Genomic DNA, 16,045 nt, shown 5'->3' with positions numbered 1-16,045 from the left:
ACTCCCGTCCATACTTTCAGGCGGCGTATTTTTTGCCGTCTTATTAATTATACATGATACCCCGCAAAGCTGTCAGCCAACCGGGTCTTTTCACAAAAAGGTATAAGCTTGCCCCTTCGAACGTACAAGTAGTAATACCGAACTCTTGCCGGATAGGAGGGTGCCATATTGAAAACCGCTTTATGGCTCTATATGTTTTTGTTTCTGGCGTTTTTTGATTTGCATGCTCAGTATCCCGTGCTGACACCTTTTGCGATTTCCCTTGGTGCAGCTCCCACGTTTATCGGGTGGATGATGGGAATTTATGCTTTGACGCATCTGCCTGGCAATTTGATTGCAGGTAATCTGATCGACCGACACGGCAGCAGACGCTACATTATTTTCAGTTTAACTGCGGCTGGAGTTATCCTGCTACTCCAAGCTCATGTCCAATTGCCTTGGCAGTTGCTCGCGCTTCGCTCGATCAGCGGCTTTGTACTGGCTTTTTTATCACCAGCCTGCCTGGCGCTGTTAGCGTCTCTCTCCCGTGATCCGGTTACGCAAGGCAAATACATGTCCGGTCATGGCGTCGTACACACCCTTGCCTCTGTTTTGTCACCGGCAGCAGGAGCTTTTATTGTCGCTAACGCCGGTTTTTCCGGTACATTTCAGAGTTTGGGCTGGCTCTTGATCTTTACCGGGTTTATGGCATTCTTCAGTCTACCCAAGCGGTTATCAGCCACGGCCGCCAATAAAGAAAATGCTTTGGCTTCCAAGGAAGAGAAGCCGGCACGGCTTCCGTTTAGCTTGCGCCTTTATTTAATTCCGTTTGCTATCGCCTGCTCTCAAGGCATACTGTTCTTCGAAATTCCGCTTCGCGAAAGCGGGAAGGCAAGCATAATGTCTACGGGGATTTTATTCTCCGTCATTAGCCTTGGGGCTCTGGTCACGTTAAGCATGCTGTTCCTGAACCGTTATGCGCCTCATATCAGGGTCGCTTTGGGCGTGCTGGGACTGGCGATCTGCTTTTACGCTCTGGCTGCAGCAGACCATGTGCCGATTATGGTTATCCTGTTTTCCCTGGGTCTTGCCAAGGGCCTGCTGTTCCCGGCGTTATCCTCCCTGTTTATTGAACTTAGCGGAGGAGGCAGACTCGGCAAAGTATTCTCTTTGCAATCCATTGCGATGTCGCTGGGGTCCTTTGTCGGACCGATTGCAGCTGGACAGTTCCGGACGATAGTGTCTCCTTATTTTATCGCATTCCTCATGCTGATGACAGTCCTGCTCCTGCTTCCGAAACGCAATCGTGAAGCACCATCAACGGTCATCTCACCGTTATAGTCTGAAATGACTAATGAACCTGTACCCTGTTATGATGAAGCGCCCAAAAAGTGGCGGATAGGCCAACACACAATCCGTATGGGTAAAACCACATAAGATACAGTGTGGCAAATGACCACGGACATCTAACCAAGGGGTGAAGTAACATGAGTCATGTTCATCATCATAAGCACTGTCATGGAGGCCATGGAAATTCTGTAGGCATGGTACTTGTATTGTATATTCTGCTTGTCATCATTTTGAGCTGCTTCTACTAGAATACATGGATTAGCTTAAACGGCCTTCCACTCGGATGGCCGTTTATTTCGTTTGCTTTGCATGATCAACAAAAAACAAGTTACACTATACATACATCATTCGACGTCGAATCAACATTTCCCGGGGAATGCTGCCAAGGATCTCCGTATCATGACAGAGGTGAAAAAAGATGCCGATATTCCTCATTGTAGAGGGCAAGAACGATCGCAGCCGAATCCGCAGATTGCTGACATCAGATATAACCATCCTGTGTACATTCGGAACATTAAACACCGCCAAGCTTGAGAGCCTGCATAAACAGGTGAAAGACCATGAGGTTTATCTGTTTATGGATAATGACAGCTCCGGCAAGAAAATTCGCGGGGCCCTGCGAGATGTCTTCCCAGATGCCGGGCAAATCTATACACGCCGGGGGTATGCCGGTGTTGAAGGAACCCCGGATGAATACTTGATTGCCCAGTTGGAGAAAGCCGGGCTGGAAGAATTCATTATTTATCCGCCACCTGATGAATTCTGATTTACCCTGGGTAAATAACGCCTGATTTGGTCCAAAGCCTTTTATGAGCCAGTTGAAGAATATAAAAAAGACGCCCTCCATCTTTAACGATGAAGCGCGTCTTTTGGTTTTACCACTATGTTATTCCTTAACTAAGGTCTTAATGTCCTGCACAATATCCTCGGTCTTCACTTGCGCCGGATCCGCTGCGTTATAGGTCTTCCGAATATTGTTATTCCGGTCAACCAGCGCAATGGAGTTGCCATGAGTGAAATTGGTCGAGTTATTGCCAAGCAGCGGAATCTTGAAGGATTCCTGCATCAGCTTCCGCGTTTCCTCCTGATCACCTCGAAGGAAGTACCAGCCGCTATAATCGGCATAGAATCGGTCCCCGAATGCCTTAATCTTCTCTTTCGTATCGGTTTCCGGGTCAAAGGAGATGGACACAAAGTTAACTTCTTTTCCAAACAAACCTTCTTTTTTCAAGTCTTCTTGTATCTGTGAAAGGACCAATGTTGTAATCGGACATACATCCGGACAGCTGGTGAAATAGAAGTACATCAGTTTCACCTTGCCTTTGGTATCTTCTGAAGTGATGGTCTTCCCATCCACATTTTCCATGGAATAGGCGGCAACCTCACGAACAATCGGAAATTTTTCTTTTCCGAAGCCGAGCGAATTGTAAACCAGATAAACAGCTGCAACTACACAGACAGCAAGCAATACCCAAGTCCATTTATACCGTTTGAATGCACTCATGACCTTCCTCGTTCTCCCTTCGTCTCAAACAAACCCAGTTCCTAATCAGGGAATATACTGCCTATAGCAACTCCACCTTATTAAAAAGTGGTGTTAAGTATGAGAACGATCAGGCTCAAGGTCAAATAGTTAATGGAGATAATAAATACTTTTTTGGACCAGGCTTCGTCGTCCTTGGCACGGAAACCCTGCAGTGCGGCGTAAAGCCACCAAATAGCCAGAAAGAGTCCGATAACCAGAAAAAATATACCTGCATACCCATACGCGTACATCAGAATCGGTATCGGAATGAGAAGCACCAAATAAGGAATCATCTGTATCTTCGTGCGCGGGATTCCTTTTACAACTGGCAGTAGAGGGAAGCCCGCTGCCCGATATTCCTCGACCCGACGAATGCCCAGCGCCCAGAAATGGGGCGGTTGCCATAGGAACAACAGCGCGAACAGCAGAAATGCTGCCATATCTACGCTTCCTGTCACTGCCACATAACCGATCACCGGAGGCATTGCTCCAGAAATCGCGCCTACCGAGGTGCTCCATGTCGAAGAGCGCTTTAGCCATAGTGTATAGACAACCACATAAACAAACATGCCGATAGCTCCGAATATACCTGCCAGTACACCGGAGAACGAGAATAGTATAGCTAGTCCGACCACCCCAAGAATGACGGCATACCAAAGAACAACCTTTGGCGTCAGCCGTCCGGTTGGAAGAGAGCGGTTCCGGGTCCGTTCCATCTTCATGTCGAGTTCACGGTCAAAATAGTTATTGAATACACAGGACGAAGCCATGACAAGCACGGTTCCGAGAAGTGTCATAATCATCAATCCAAATTGGATATCCCAACGCGATGCTAGCCAAAATCCGGCAAAAGCCGCTATCAAATTTGACCGGATGATTCCGGGTTTCGTCACCGTGATAAAATCTTTCCAAGTCCCCGCCTTATCGGGAGGTGCAGGCGCTGCCGAGGCCAGTGCCGCGGATTCTGAAGGAGCCTGGTATCTCAAGTGATTATCCACGTGTAAACGTTCCTCCTTGTATCTGTCGTTATGGAGGAAGTACTGCCTCCGCTATAAAGTTTATCATATCATTAGTAAAAAGTGTTTAGCAATCCTTCGGAATTCGTTCCATCTATATGACAATTCAGTGACATTTGGAAGCGATATAATCTTGACGTTATACCGTTGTTTAAGGCACAATTTGTCTATGTATTAGAATGCGTGTTGAGCCTCTGAAATGAATACAAAGCCCGGAGCGCAAATATTGCGCTCCGGGCTTCCCACTCACGTTATGAGAAAGATATTACAGTGTGCGGCCAGATCCAGAAAGAGCCTGTTCAGCTTGCTGTACCAAACGTTTTGTAATGTATCCGCCCAGGGATCCTGTTTCACGGGAAGTATAGTTACCATAGTAACCGTCCTGAGGAATCGTTACGCCTAGTTCTTGAGCAGCCTCGAGTTTCAAACGTTGTAATGCTGCTGTTGCTTGAGGTACCACCAAATTGTTGCTGCTGCGTGCCATATTAAATATCTCCCTTCACTGAATGTCTGTAATTCCAGTGCAAGCTTGCAAACTTATTATGGCTCCTTCTTGCAGCGTTATACGTATTTTTTAAATTTTTTATCTTTGGAGGTTTTTTCATATGAGTAAAGGCTTATCTCTTTGGTTTGCGGTATCTTCCATCGTTCTGCTGGCGGCTGCAGCCATCTCCATCAGCTATAACGGATTTCTTGCTGTCGGTCTAGGGATCCTATCCATTTTCAACATCGGCTGGGGCTTCATTATCAAAGCGAAACGCAGACCTTCTTAAACAGGTTGGACAGCGTTATCTCGGAGCCAGGAAGCCCATTTTGTCTTTCACGCCATCCAGCACCTGAGTCGCAGTTCTTTGTGCCTGCTCCGCTCCCTTGGCTAGAATGTCATGAATTTCACCGGTTTGGCGAATTTCGTAGTATCTGTTTTGTAGTGGCTCCAGAGCAGACACCACCACTTCGCCAAGCTCCTTCTTAAACGCCCCGTACATCTTTCCTTCAAAGCGTGCTTGCACTTCCTGCAAAGACACTCCGGCACATTCGGAGTAAATGCTCATGAGATTGCTGACTTCCGGTTTGGCTGATGGATCATACACCACTTCTGTTCCGGAATCGGTTGTGGCACGGCTTATTTTTTTGCGAATTTGGTCCGGCGTATCCAGCATCGCGATATAACTTCCCTCTACCGGATTGCTCTTGCTCATTTTCTTAGATGCATCATCAAGCGACATGATCCGAGCGCCTACTTCAGGGATGAAAGGCTCCGGTACATTGAAATACTCACCGAACCGGTGATTAAACCGCGCAGCCAAATCACGCGTAATCTCAAGATGCTGTTTCTGGTCATCCCCCACCGGTACTAGATTGGCATTGTAGAGCAAAATATCTGCAGCCATAAGCGCTGGATAGACGAATAGCCCGGCTCCTACGGAATCCTTGCCTTCTGATTTGTCCTTGAACTGCGTCATCCGTTCCAATTCACCCATGTTGACGAGGGTTGTCATGATCCATCCCAGCTCAGCGTGCTGCGGCACATGGGATTGCAAAAAGATATTCGCACGATTTGGATCAATTCCGGCAGCAACGTACAGTGCGGCAACCGATTCGGAACGGTCTCTAAGCGAGCTCGGCTCCTGAGGAACGGTAATGGCATGCAGATCGACCACCATAAAATAACAATCATGTGCTTCCTGCAGCTTAACAAAATTTTTGATGGCGCCAATATAGTTACCCAGTGTCAGGTTACCGCTTGGCTGAATGCCCGATAATACAGTTTTCATGATTAGCCCTCCAATTTATCTCGAAAAATTCTTTCAATCCCGAGTCTGCTCCGATATACGAAGCATGCCTACGTGCCTATATGAACGCAAAAAAGGCCACACATCCGCAAGGGACGTGTGACCGTGGTGCCACCCTTATTCGCTGCAACAGCATATCAAAAAATCGATGCAGCCTTAGATTCTTGTAACGGAGAATACCCGGCCGGCATATTAAGGAATAACAGCATTCTCCCGTTCAGCTCGGCACTCGAAGGTCCATTCAGCAAAGCGGATCCACCGGTTCACATCAACCACCGGCTTTCTGAAGGATAGACCGCACTGCTTACTTGTCCTTGTCATCGTGTTTCCATCATTATGGTTCACTATTACATGCAATGATAAAACTCTTGCTCTGCCTTGTCAATTCCAATTTGGAATCAGGTTGTCTTGGGTTTTGAAGCTTTTCTTTTACCCTTTCCACAAAAATCTGTTATGATGTGTTTAATCGTCCAGACCATGATTTCTGTTAGTAAAGGAGCATCGATATGAATCAAGTGACCAAAGGCCAGTGGAATGGTTACGACACCTATATTTTAAACAGCGGCCGTCTTGAAGTGACTCTCCTTCCTCGTCTAGGTAACAACGTCATTGGGATCAAAGACATCGAGAACACACGCGAAATTCTCCGAAGACCAGATGAAAGCGAGCTTGCATTCTATCTGCAGAAGCCTTACCACTTCGGCATCCCGATGCTCATTCCGCCAGGTCGAATTTCCAAGGGCCATTTCGAATATGGCGGAACAACGTATCAATTTGATCAAAATACCGCGAACGACAATCATATCCACGGACTCCACCGTTCACAGGCTTGGTGTGTCAGCGACATTGAGGAAGAAGATGACGGTTGTGCCGTTTCGACAGAGTTCATCTCATCGGATGATCCAAAGTGGATTGCTCAATTTCCTGTACCGCTGAAGCTGGAGATGACCTTCCGCCTTCAAGGTACCCGCCTGTCGCAGAGTCTTCGTGTAACCAATCTCGGTTCTAGCCCTGTACCATTCGGCATGGGCTATCATACGTGGTTCCTGTTGGATGGCGAACCGCATCGCTGGACGCTTGATCTGCCTGTAGAAGGTATTTATACCTTGGACAACGAACTGATCCCAACCGGTGATCTCTCGCCGCTTGGCCATCTGGAACTACTGAATACAGGACTCAATATGAAGGATGCCGATCTGGATACGATCCTGAGAATTCCTGAAGGCAAGCCGGCAGAGGCATTGCTTAAACGGGATGACGGCTATCAAATCCATTATTCGGCTGATCGTGATTTTTTCAAGCACTGGGTGCTCTATACCAAGGGCGTCGCAGAGGAATTCCTCTGTATCGAACCCTATACCTGGCTTCCTAACGCTCCCAATCTGAATCTCCCGGACGACGAAACCGGACTGATTCATTTGGAACCGGGACAGACCGTCAATCTGAATACCAAGATCAGCATCCAGAGAACTTCACCGGAAACGCATCAAGATTAGTTCACTCTATCCCTGCTGGATGACCAGCATCTATACTTAACTTATCCAAACCAGAGTTGACCTTTGAAACCAGGGTGCTGCTCTGGTTTGTTCTATATAAACGACGATTTTTATGAATCGGCTAATTTTACCAGTGATCAATCTTCCTCCAGAACGAATGAGACCCCTAGCATTCAGGTCATAATATCCTCATACAACATCAAAGGAGGTGACATGACATGGCTCAAGGTCGTTCTTCTAACAATCTTGTCGTACCTCAAGCAACTGCAGCTCTTCAACAATTGAAGATGGAAGCTGCACAAGAACTGGGTGTAACGATTCCACAAGACGGTTACTATGGAAACTATACTTCCCGTGAAACCGGTTCATTGGGAGGTTACATTACAAAACGTCTGGTTCAATTGGCTGAGCAGCAATTATCGGGTCGTTCGAACCTGTAATTCGCATCTCTTCCCTCCAGCCACAAATAGAAAGAGGCGATCTTCTCCCCAAAGATCGCCTCTTTCGTTATATGTTTTATATGATAAATGATTTCAGGATTCCGAAGCAGCTTCGGCATATGTATTACGAGGGTACCGAATCATTAGATTGGCCATGTTATAGTTCGATTCAAGAATAGCATCTACCACGACAATTCCTTGCCGTACCATAAATTCATAACTAATTTCGCCATGTGTCCAATGGCGTTTATGCTTCAAACTCTCAAGCGCCATCGTACGAAAAGAGAATTGTTGAGCTTCACTAAGCCCCTCTTCACAAGGAGCAATGACCCCGTTTCGCCCAGCCAATGGATTATGCCGTATGCCAAATTTACCAATTACATTGTTTCGTATTTGTACAAATACTGTCCCTGAACTTAGACCTCCCAACTCTTCTTCCAGCTCTTTAAAAACAATGTCCAATTGTCTAGCCAGTGATAATTGATCTAGTTTTACCATCTCTTCTCCCCTCCTTTATTAGTAAATCTTCCCTATTATTAGGGCTTGTGACTCATTATAGGATAAAGAAATCAATGTATCAACAATATTCAACACAATTGGGTATTTATTACTAAAATTGCACAAATATTTTAGATTTTCACTCCTTTTTTGCGTCAACTTTCTTTCTTTTACGACAAAAAAAGAAGCTCGCTGGGAGCTTCTCTATTTTGACGGGATAAACATGAATATGGATGGAAATATCCATTTCAGGAACGGCCTTTTTATCTGTTTTTCCGATGATAATCAACAAATTATGCCAAAGTTTCAGTCATTTTCAAGAATTGTCTGATATCGGATACGCAAGAATCCGCTGCACTTTGCCAGAAATCACGCTGAGTCAAATCCACATCCAGATGCTTTTTAGCCAAATCCTCAACGGACATGACACCTGTATCCTGAAGAAGCGCGTCATATTTATCTGCAAAGGTCGGACCTTCTTCCAATGCCCGTACATATAAGCCTGTGCTGAACATATAACCGAAGGTGTATGGGAAATTATAGAATGGTGTACCCGTGATATAGAAATGAAGCTTGGATGCCCAGAAATGAGGATGGTAGGATGTCAGAGCATCGCAGTAGGCTTCCTTCTGTGCCTCAACCATCAATTCTGAAATCTCCTCGCTGCTGAGCAGTCCGCTCTTCCGTTTGTCATAGAAGCGGGTTTCAAACAGGAACCGTGCATGAATATTCATAAAGAAAGCTACGCTGTTCTGAATTTTCTCTTCCAGCAGAGCCAGCTTCTCTTCTTCGCTGCCGGCACCCTTCACCATTGCATCAAAAACAATCATCTCGGCAAAAGTAGAGGCCGTCTCAGCAACGTTCATTGCATACTTCTGGTTGAGAACCGGAATTCCGCCCATCAGATGCTGGTGGTAAGCATGACCGAGTTCATGAGCCAGCGTCGAAACATTCGAGGCGGTTCCGCCAAATGTCATGAATATGCGCGTCTGGCTGCTTGCCGGAAAGGATGTACAGAAACCGCCGGGTCTTTTCCCTGGACGATCCTCGACCTCAATCCAGCTCTTGTCGAAGGCCATTTGCGAGAAGTCTGCCAGCCTTGGACTAAATTTACGGAACTGCTCGACAATGTTGACGGCAGCATCATCGTAGGAGATTTTGGCAGCCGAAGTACGAAGCGGTGCATCCACATCCGTCCACGACAAGCCTTCCAAGCCCAGCAGCTTCGCTTTACGGTTTAAATACTCCACCAGTACCGACTTGGTGTCCTGAATGACGGCCCACATGGCATCCAGAGTCTCACGGCTCATTCGGCCAATGGCGAGCGGCTCTTTCAGTACATCGTCCCAGCCGCGGTTCTCATACAGCTTCAGGCGGTAGCCCGATAGATGGTTAAGGGTATCCGCGCAGTAATCGGCAGAATCTCCCCAAGCCTGCTCCCATTTTTCAAACATGGATTGGCGTACTTCTCTGCGAGGATCATGCATTCTATTGAATGCCTGTCCTGCAGACAGCATGACGGTCTTGCCATCTTCCTCATATGGAATCTGGATTTTCTTCACGATGGTATCATAGAATTCTCCCCAACCGTGATAACCGTCAACGCCGAGGGACAGAGCCAGGCTTTCAAGCTCAGGGCTCATTTTATCCTTGGCAAGGTTGCGGGCTTCGTTCAATACAAAGTCCAGCTGAGACACTTTATCTGTACCTGTCCAAGCGGTCCAAAGCTCATCGTTCATGCCGCGGAGCACATTATCGAATTGGTTCTTAACCGATTGCAGGGTTGCGGACAAGGAAGTTACCCGGCCGGTCAATTGAACCGCTTTTTTGTCATTCACATTCTGTGCGGTCAAACAGCTCACAAATGCGGAGACTTCACGGATACGGGCATAGGCGCTTTGAAACTGCTCTAGGAAACGCTCAAGGCTCGCCGCACGCTCGACGGTTTCCGGAACGGACAGTGCCTGTACATCCTGTTGGAGCTGTTGTACATCCTGCTCAAGGGTCTCAAGAAAGCTCACGAGCTGTGGAGAGGAAGACCCTCCAGGAAATATCGAATCTAAATCCCAAGTTTGTTGAAGTGCCATCGAACATTCATCACCTTTCGAATCATAATATGAATCCATGCAGTAATACCATTTGTGCGAGCATAGGGAAAAGTGTATAACTATATATAAATCAAATTACTGCTATAACTAAAAGGAGCTGGAAGCCATGAGACCTTTACAAATATCACCGGAGACGGCGGTTACACTGTCCAAGCAGCTGGGCGTTCCGCTGGAACAGCTGATGCATATGCCACAGCATATATTGATGCAGAAAATTGCCGAGCTTGCCAAAAATGATGAAGGGCCATCCTCGAAAAAGGACGATGAGCCTCACTCATCGGAGAACTCATGATCCCTTTTTCTAATACGTGGCCTTACGATGTCGTTGGAAACGACGTTTATGTACACAGCTGCCCTTTCTGTGGAACTGACAATGTATTACTGCCAATGAAGCCCAAAGAATTAGTGAGTGTTAGAGAGGGGAAAAAGAAGCTGCTGATCTTCCCCTGCTGCCATAATAAAGTAACCGTACTGGACAGCGACATCGACTACTTGCTCACGGATCAGCGACTTCGCTGACTTCGCCTAGTACGAGTAAGAATGAGCATTCTTATCAGCCTGCTGGCATTTCATTCGGCGGGCTGTTTGCATTTTGCATTCATTGAGATTCCGCCTTTGCAGCGTTCTTCTGTTCCCGTATCTGCTCCGAGATAAGCTTCCACTGCTCTCTGGAAGCCCGGATCATGGCAGCATCCATAATCTTCTCGTCCTGGACCACTCGGGAGAACCATTGAACCGCCTCCTGGAATTGTCCCAGCCTGCGGTGGATCTCTCCAATCAGGAATAGAAGACGGGCATCGTTTGCTCCTACTCCTTCGTGTTCAAACACCCGGATATAGGATTCAAGACTATATTTCAAGAAGCGGTTCTCCTGGTCCTGATTGCCTTGATACCGATACAGCCAAGCAATATGATGCAGCAGGCTGGCCACAATCCGATCCCGCTCCCCGATCACTTGCGCACAGAGGAGAGCCAGCTTATACGCCTCCAGGGCATCCTCCAGACTGCGTGGACCCCCCATATCCCTCTTGTCCCATCGGCATCCAACCTGCTCGTAGAACAGCGTCTTCTGCCGCTCATTCAATTTCACAGTCGAATTCTCCGTTGAGGCAAATCCGCATTCAGGACAGACACGCACCACGTAGAAATCAGGATTCTCCGATTTATAATAAGCGCAGAAGTCCGTATCTGTTCGGAATGCCTTTTTGAAGCTTGGTCTTACTCTAGATGTTAAATATTCTTGCTCACAGTGCGCACAAACCACCTTGATGGAATACAAGGGTTCTAACTTCACGCCATTCGCCATCCCTTCATTCGCGTCTAATTCCAGTCCACTTCTAGTTCCAAGGCACTAAGGTGTATTGACGAAATGGTGGGCGGGACCGGAAAGACGCTGTAGCACAAAATCACGCAGATCATCCTCCACGCCGATTTCGATCAAGGCTCCTGCCATACAGCCAAGCCATTCTTCAGCGTGGCGGTCCGTAATCGGAAATTTCATATGTCTGGCCCGCATCATGGGATGACCGAAGGCTTCGGAGAATAGGGCAGGCCCTCCAAAGAACTGACTCAGGAACATATATTGTTTGTCCATCACCGGCATGATGTCCTCCGGAAACAAGGGCGAGAGCAATTCATTTTGCTGAACTCTCGGATAAAAAGCTTCGACGAGCGAACGTACACCCTCGGCACCCCCGAGGTTATCATAGATGCTTAAGTTCGGATTCATATCCGCTAATTCTCCCATCTGTTTATGATTCGCTTTCGATTGGATATACCTTTTTATTATAGCAAAAACAACAAAAAAAGGCGCTAAGCAATGGTTAGCACCTTTTAGAAACTTATTAATAACTGCGCCAGTCTTCTTCACTCTGGACGAGAGAAGCACGTATTACATAAACGAAGGCGCATACTAGGATACCTGCGACTATGCTCATGATCATCACTCCATCCAAACATAATACGAAAGATGTGCTTTGATGTTTTTTATTATAGCACAATATCCTCGAAAATAAAGCACATTTGTAACCGCTTTCTCATGTTTTTTTATACTGTTTGTCCTATATCCTGCATAGATTTTAAATTAATGGACCTATATTTCAGTAGTTCACATCGATGCCAGGGGGCGTATTCATTATATGACCATGAAAAAAATGGGCTGGTTCATGCTTGTAACGGCACTCCTCAGCGTAATTATCCTGATGGCTGTATTTCCCGATGCCGCTCTTCAATCCGCTCTTCGGGGCCTGGCGATATGGTGGGACGTTCTCTTTCCGTCCCTGTTCCCGTTCTTTGTCATTTCAGAGGTGCTGCTTGGGTTTGGTGTGGTGCACCTGATTGGCACCCTTCTGGACCCTATGATGAGGCCCCTGTTTCGTATTCCGGGAGCAGGGGGATTCGTTGCCGCAATGGGATATGTATCAGGTTACCCGATCGGTGCCAAATTAACCGCCAAACTTTGGGAACAAAAAATGGTAAGTCGAGAGGAAGGCGAACGGCTCGTGGCCTTTACCACTTCCTCTGATCCTATATTTTTAATCGGAGCAGTCTCCATCGGCTTCTTTCACGATCCCAAAATCGGTATCATTCTTGCAATAGCCCATTATGGCGGTGGATTCCTTGTCGGACTGCTAATGAGGTTTCATGGCAAACATGACGCTAAAAGCTCATCTGAATCGCCGCTTCACCTGTCTCAGGTTAAGACAAGCCGGGTTAAAGCCGCGATTCGTGCGATGCATGCTGCGAGGAAGCAGGATGGCCGGGACTTGGGGACCTTGCTTAGACAAGCGATACAATCATCGCTCCAGCTTAATATCGTGGTTGGCGGGCTCGTTGTATTCTTCTCCGTCTTTCTCGAGCTTTGGACCCGTGCCGGCGTTATCCCGGCGCTTACCGAGGCTATCGGTTTGATGCTGTCCCTGGTTGGCATGCCCGAGTCCCTCTCCACTGCCATCGTAGGAGGGATTTTTGAAGTAACACTCGGAGCGCGTTACGCCGGGGAAGCGGGTGCCGCCATTCCGTTGGCGTATAAAGCGGCTGCAGCGGCCTTCATCTTGTCATGGGGCGGCTTGTCCGTTCATGCACAGATTATCAGCATCCTGAACTCTACGAACCTCAGGTATTTCCCGTTTGTCATCGCAAGACTCGTTCATGGCCTGATTGCCGCGACAGCAGTCATGCTGTTGTGGAAGAGCGTGATGGGATCTTCCATTCCGACCATGGCCCTGCCGGCTGTTTCGAATTCCGTTCTAAACGGGTATACCCATATTATGGCGGCTTTTTGCATGCTGCTTGGTTTCCTCATAACATTTACGTTGTTGATCCAGTTCATAAAAGGACTGCAGCAGAAATTCCGCAAATTCCCAAGGTGAACATTGTGTTCTTCTTCAAGATTGATTATCATCTTTATATAACCTTTACAAAGGAGCTTATCAACTTGAGATATTATGTTCTGGACCGCGGTGACCCATTGTCTGTAGAGCTGACCCAGCAGTTTCACAAGCTGGCGGAACAGCGGGGGTTTGTGCTGGATGCAGAATCTCCGGAGATTGTGGTCTCCATCGGTGGAGACGGTACGATGCTGCACGCCTTTCATACTTTTATTGACCGGATTCCTGACCTCGCTTTTGTTGGTGTCCACACGGGACACTTGGGATTCTATGCAGACTGGAAGGCGGATGAACTGACGGAGCTAATTGATCATATGAGCGGAGAAGGCGAACACAGCGGCATGAAGCCGCGTCTCGTCAAGTATCCCCTGGTTCAGCTGGAAATCCATAAGAAATCAGGGACGTCCTCTTACATTGCCTTAAACGAATTTACGCTTAAGGGCGTTGACGGCACTGTCGTCGCTCAGATTGACATCAACGACGTAACCTTTGAGATGTTCAGGGGAGATGGCATTTGCGTGTCCACGCCGTCCGGCAGCACGGCCTATAACAAGAGTGTCGGCGGCGCCATGGTACACCCCTCCATCGATGCCCTTCAGATCGCGGAGATCGCCTCGATTAACAATCGGATATTCCGTACGCTGGGCTCACCGCTCCTCCTGCCCAAGCATCATCATTGTGATATATTCTCGCGTAAAGAGCAGCGTCTGCTGCTGACCATCGATCATGTCAACATCTCGATTGATGATCTCGTTTCCGTGCGCTGTCAAGTGGCGGAGCAGCAGGTCAGCTTTGCCCGTTATCGGCCGTTCCCGTTCTGGAATCGTGTAAGGGATGCATTTCTTGGCTGATTGAACTAAAAAAAGATCGGTCATCTGTTAAGCAGATGACCGATCTTTTTTATTGGTGCTGCTCTGCAGGAGGGTTAAGCTCCTTCGAAGGCTTGGCTTCCTTCTCTTTGGATTCCTTAAGATCGCGGTGCTCGCGTCTCGCTTCCTTCGCTTCACGTCGCTCGCGCTGGTTCTTGTTATCCTTGCTTGCCTTATTGGCATCCTGCGGTGTTTCTTTCATTTCCTTGGTTTCTTTGTTATCCATGTTTCCCTTAGGATCCCCATCTACCCGAATTTCTTTGGGTGATGCGGGACCCTCTGCAGGCTCTTTGGAATCCCGTTCTTTCGCTTCCTTCTGCTCCTTGGATTTCTGCAGCACAAAGTGGGCGCAGCCGAAGTTGCAGTATTCGTTAATGTAATCGGACATGCTGGAGAAGGTGGAATCCTTGGCAGCCTTGGGATGGTTGTCCCGGTAGAAACCCTTAAGTCGAAGCTGATTGTAACCCCAGTCTCCCACGATATAGTCATAGCGTTCCAGCACCTCGCTGTACCGCTCACGGAAAGCTTCCGGATTCCAGCCGTTTCGATGGTCCTTTAACACTTCATAACTTTTGTTTCCGATAACGATCATTGAAAGCTTCCCCTGCCTTTCCAAAGGTTAAGACTGTACAGTCTCTTCCTTGTTGCGTTCCGCAGATTTCACTTGCTCATGGGCGTGATAAGAGCTGCGCACAAGCGGACCGGACTCCACGTGACTGAATCCACGTTTCATTCCTTCTTCCTTCAAGATAGCAAACTCTTCAGGCGTATAGTACTTATCCACATTCAGATGTTTCGGTGAAGGCTGCAAGTATTGTCCAATCGTCATAATATCGCAGCCAACGGACCGCAGATCGTCCATAGCCTCCAGGATCTCATGCCATTGCTCCCCAACACCCAGCATGATGCTGGACTTGGTTGGAATATCAGGCTGCATCGCTTTGGCATTCTTCAGCAATTGCAGAGAACGTTCATACTTGGCTTTTGCACGAACCCGATCCGACATTCTTTCTACTGTTTCAATGTTATGGTTCAGAATGTCCGGCTTCACATCCATGACGATCTTCAGTGCTTCCTCACTTCCCATGAAGTCGGGAATCAGCACTTCCACGGAGCACAACGGCAAACGTCTGCGAATGGCTTTCACGGTTTCTGCAAATATGTATGCTCCGCCATCCTTCAGATCATCGCGGGCCACGCTTGTTACTACGCAGTGGCGCAGGTTCATCTGTTCTGCTGCTTCCGCTACGCGTTCCGGCTCCTGCAGATCCAGCTCTGTTGGGAGCCCTGTATTCACGGCACAGAATCGGCATGCACGGGTGCAGATATCGCCCAAAATCATGAAGGTTGCCGTGCGGTTTGCCCAACATTCGTAAATATTTGGACAGCGAGCCTCTTCACACACCGTATGCAGCGTCTTGGATCGCATCATGCTTTTGATTTCTTTATAATTATCGCCAGTAGTCAGCTTGATTCGAATCCAGTCAGGTTTTGGCTGTTTGGTTTTAGACAAAGAAAAAACCTTCTTTCGAATTGTAATGATATAACGCAAGACATAACCCATCGTTTACTGTCCCATATT

At 47.6% G+C, this 16,045-nt stretch carries 19 protein-coding genes and 1 other annotated feature; of the genes, 9 read left to right on the top strand and 10 right to left on the bottom strand.

Annotated features, from left to right (window positions below; all coding sequences use genetic code 11):
• Positions 1-168: 168 nt before the first annotated feature.
• Together B9D94_RS03920 and B9D94_RS03915 are read left to right on the top strand one after the other, a co-directional pair.
• Positions 169-1,320 (top strand): MFS transporter, encoded by a 1,152-nt coding sequence (locus B9D94_RS03920; RefSeq protein WP_036644738.1) that lies wholly within the window; start codon positions 169-171, stop codon positions 1,318-1,320.
• Positions 1,321-1,747: 427 nt separating this feature from the next.
• Entirely contained in the window at positions 1,748-2,095 is a 348-nt protein-coding gene (locus B9D94_RS03915; RefSeq protein WP_148246482.1) for a toprim domain-containing protein, read from the top strand.
• Between the two features lie 120 nt (positions 2,096-2,215).
• Here the strand turns inward: B9D94_RS03915 and B9D94_RS03910 are convergent, their stop codons facing one another.
• The 3 genes from B9D94_RS03910 to B9D94_RS03900 all read right to left on the bottom strand — a co-directional run bounded on the left by B9D94_RS03910 (position 2,216) and on the right by B9D94_RS03900 (position 4,354).
• On the bottom strand, positions 2,216-2,833 hold the full coding sequence (locus tag B9D94_RS03910) for an SCO family protein (protein ID WP_036644742.1): 618 nt from the start codon (positions 2,831-2,833) through the stop codon (positions 2,216-2,218).
• A gap of 80 nt (positions 2,834-2,913) precedes the next feature.
• Complete coding sequence (cyoE, locus tag B9D94_RS03905; protein WP_148246481.1) at positions 2,914-3,852, bottom strand: heme o synthase; 939 nt, start codon at positions 3,850-3,852, stop codon at positions 2,914-2,916.
• Between the two features lie 283 nt (positions 3,853-4,135).
• Positions 4,136-4,354, bottom strand: coding sequence for an alpha/beta-type small acid-soluble spore protein (locus B9D94_RS03900; protein WP_006212629.1), 219 nt, complete (start codon positions 4,352-4,354; stop codon positions 4,136-4,138).
• 121 nt (positions 4,355-4,475) lie between these two features.
• Here B9D94_RS03900 and B9D94_RS30855 point away from each other — a divergent pair, with 121 nt between their 5' ends.
• On the top strand, positions 4,476-4,643 hold the full coding sequence (locus tag B9D94_RS30855) for a hypothetical protein (protein ID WP_006212630.1): 168 nt from the start codon (positions 4,476-4,478) through the stop codon (positions 4,641-4,643).
• A 15-nt stretch (positions 4,644-4,658) separates the two neighbouring features.
• Here B9D94_RS30855 and trpS read toward each other — a convergent pair whose 3' ends face one another.
• Positions 4,659-5,645 carry a tryptophan--tRNA ligase gene (gene trpS / locus B9D94_RS03895; RefSeq protein WP_063477752.1) on the bottom strand — a complete coding sequence of 329 codons (987 nt, stop codon included), beginning with the start codon at positions 5,643-5,645 and terminating at the stop codon, positions 4,659-4,661.
• Between the two features lie 106 nt (positions 5,646-5,751).
• Positions 5,752-5,993, bottom strand: a binding site (T-box leader).
• A 176-nt stretch (positions 5,994-6,169) separates the two neighbouring features.
• On the opposite strand from trpS, the gene B9D94_RS03890 reads away from it, so the two are divergent.
• Positions 6,170-7,159: an aldose 1-epimerase gene (locus tag B9D94_RS03890; RefSeq protein ID WP_063477753.1), complete on the top strand. Its 990-nt coding sequence runs from the start codon at positions 6,170-6,172 to the stop codon at positions 7,157-7,159.
• Between the two features lie 218 nt (positions 7,160-7,377).
• Positions 7,378-7,599 (top strand): alpha/beta-type small acid-soluble spore protein, encoded by a 222-nt coding sequence (locus tag B9D94_RS03885; RefSeq protein ID WP_006212633.1) that lies wholly within the window; start codon positions 7,378-7,380, stop codon positions 7,597-7,599.
• 93 nt (positions 7,600-7,692) lie between these two features.
• Here B9D94_RS03885 and B9D94_RS03880 read toward each other — a convergent pair whose 3' ends face one another.
• Both B9D94_RS03880 and B9D94_RS03875 read right to left on the bottom strand, forming a co-directional pair.
• Positions 7,693-8,097 carry a hypothetical protein gene (locus B9D94_RS03880; RefSeq protein ID WP_006212634.1) on the bottom strand — a complete coding sequence of 135 codons (405 nt, stop codon included), beginning with the start codon at positions 8,095-8,097 and terminating at the stop codon, positions 7,693-7,695.
• Positions 8,098-8,390: 293 nt separating this feature from the next.
• Positions 8,391-10,184, bottom strand: coding sequence for a M3 family oligoendopeptidase (locus B9D94_RS03875; protein ID WP_120662348.1), 1,794 nt, complete (start codon positions 10,182-10,184; stop codon positions 8,391-8,393).
• 127 nt (positions 10,185-10,311) lie between these two features.
• On the opposite strand from B9D94_RS03875, the gene B9D94_RS03870 reads away from it, so the two are divergent.
• Both B9D94_RS03870 and B9D94_RS31380 read left to right on the top strand, forming a co-directional pair.
• Positions 10,312-10,497: a YycC family protein gene (locus tag B9D94_RS03870; protein WP_006212637.1), complete on the top strand. Its 186-nt coding sequence runs from the start codon at positions 10,312-10,314 to the stop codon at positions 10,495-10,497.
• Complete coding sequence (locus B9D94_RS31380) at positions 10,494-10,724, top strand: hypothetical protein (RefSeq protein ID WP_009591425.1); 231 nt, start codon at positions 10,494-10,496, stop codon at positions 10,722-10,724. Before B9D94_RS03870 ends, B9D94_RS31380 begins: the two co-directional genes overlap by 4 nt.
• A gap of 79 nt (positions 10,725-10,803) precedes the next feature.
• Here the strand turns inward: B9D94_RS31380 and B9D94_RS03860 are convergent, their stop codons facing one another.
• Positions 10,804-11,499 (bottom strand): DUF2225 domain-containing protein, encoded by a 696-nt coding sequence (locus B9D94_RS03860; RefSeq protein ID WP_172963903.1) that lies wholly within the window; start codon positions 11,497-11,499, stop codon positions 10,804-10,806.
• A 57-nt stretch (positions 11,500-11,556) separates the two neighbouring features.
• Complete coding sequence (locus B9D94_RS03855; protein WP_006212639.1) at positions 11,557-11,934, bottom strand: globin domain-containing protein; 378 nt, start codon at positions 11,932-11,934, stop codon at positions 11,557-11,559.
• A 409-nt stretch (positions 11,935-12,343) separates the two neighbouring features.
• Here B9D94_RS03855 and ylbJ point away from each other — a divergent pair, with 409 nt between their 5' ends.
• Both ylbJ and B9D94_RS03845 read left to right on the top strand, forming a co-directional pair.
• Entirely contained in the window at positions 12,344-13,576 is a 1,233-nt protein-coding gene (gene ylbJ / locus B9D94_RS03850) for a sporulation integral membrane protein YlbJ (RefSeq protein WP_148246480.1), read from the top strand.
• Between the two features lie 65 nt (positions 13,577-13,641).
• Positions 13,642-14,445, top strand: coding sequence for an NAD kinase (locus B9D94_RS03845; RefSeq protein ID WP_036644790.1), 804 nt, complete (start codon positions 13,642-13,644; stop codon positions 14,443-14,445).
• Between the two features lie 49 nt (positions 14,446-14,494).
• Here B9D94_RS03845 and B9D94_RS03840 read toward each other — a convergent pair whose 3' ends face one another.
• Both B9D94_RS03840 and lipA read right to left on the bottom strand, forming a co-directional pair.
• On the bottom strand, positions 14,495-15,055 hold the full coding sequence (locus tag B9D94_RS03840) for a YutD family protein (protein WP_120662342.1): 561 nt from the start codon (positions 15,053-15,055) through the stop codon (positions 14,495-14,497).
• A 27-nt stretch (positions 15,056-15,082) separates the two neighbouring features.
• Positions 15,083-15,976, bottom strand: coding sequence for a lipoyl synthase (gene lipA, locus B9D94_RS03835; protein ID WP_006212643.1), 894 nt, complete (start codon positions 15,974-15,976; stop codon positions 15,083-15,085).
• Positions 15,977-16,045 lie beyond the last annotated feature (69 nt).

Source organism: Paenibacillus sp. Cedars, assembly GCF_003184205.1.
Lineage (GTDB): Bacteria > Bacillota > Bacilli > Paenibacillales > Paenibacillaceae > Paenibacillus_AQ > Paenibacillus_AQ glucanolyticus.
This window is presented reverse-complemented; position numbering and strand designations above follow the sequence as displayed.

Excerpts from the sequence above, each read along its gene's own strand:
- B9D94_RS31380 (WP_009591425.1), top strand. The coding sequence starts at position 10,494 with ATGATCCCTTTTTCTAATACGTGGCCTTACGATGTCGTTGGAAACGAC.
- B9D94_RS03885 (WP_006212633.1), top strand. The coding sequence starts at position 7,378 with ATGGCTCAAGGTCGTTCTTCTAACAATCTTGTCGTACCTCAAGCAACT.
- B9D94_RS03870 (WP_006212637.1), top strand. The coding sequence starts at position 10,312 with ATGAGACCTTTACAAATATCACCGGAGACGGCGGTTACACTGTCCAAG.
- B9D94_RS03910 (WP_036644742.1), bottom strand. The coding sequence starts at position 2,833 with ATGAGTGCATTCAAACGGTATAAATGGACTTGGGTATTGCTTGCTGTC.
- B9D94_RS03840 (WP_120662342.1), bottom strand. The coding sequence starts at position 15,055 with ATGATCGTTATCGGAAACAAAAGTTATGAAGTGTTAAAGGACCATCGA.
- B9D94_RS03875 (WP_120662348.1), bottom strand. The coding sequence starts at position 10,184 with ATGGCACTTCAACAAACTTGGGATTTAGATTCGATATTTCCTGGAGGG.
- B9D94_RS03855 (WP_006212639.1), bottom strand. The coding sequence starts at position 11,934 with ATGAATCCGAACTTAAGCATCTATGATAACCTCGGGGGTGCCGAGGGT.
- B9D94_RS03890 (WP_063477753.1), top strand. The coding sequence starts at position 6,170 with ATGAATCAAGTGACCAAAGGCCAGTGGAATGGTTACGACACCTATATT.
- B9D94_RS03880 (WP_006212634.1), bottom strand. The coding sequence starts at position 8,097 with ATGGTAAAACTAGATCAATTATCACTGGCTAGACAATTGGACATTGTT.
- trpS (WP_063477752.1), bottom strand. The coding sequence starts at position 5,645 with ATGAAAACTGTATTATCGGGCATTCAGCCAAGCGGTAACCTGACACTG.
- ylbJ (WP_148246480.1), top strand. The coding sequence starts at position 12,344 with ATGACCATGAAAAAAATGGGCTGGTTCATGCTTGTAACGGCACTCCTC.
- B9D94_RS03900 (WP_006212629.1), bottom strand. The coding sequence starts at position 4,354 with ATGGCACGCAGCAGCAACAATTTGGTGGTACCTCAAGCAACAGCAGCA.
- B9D94_RS30855 (WP_006212630.1), top strand. The coding sequence starts at position 4,476 with ATGAGTAAAGGCTTATCTCTTTGGTTTGCGGTATCTTCCATCGTTCTG.
- B9D94_RS03915 (WP_148246482.1), top strand. The coding sequence starts at position 1,748 with ATGCCGATATTCCTCATTGTAGAGGGCAAGAACGATCGCAGCCGAATC.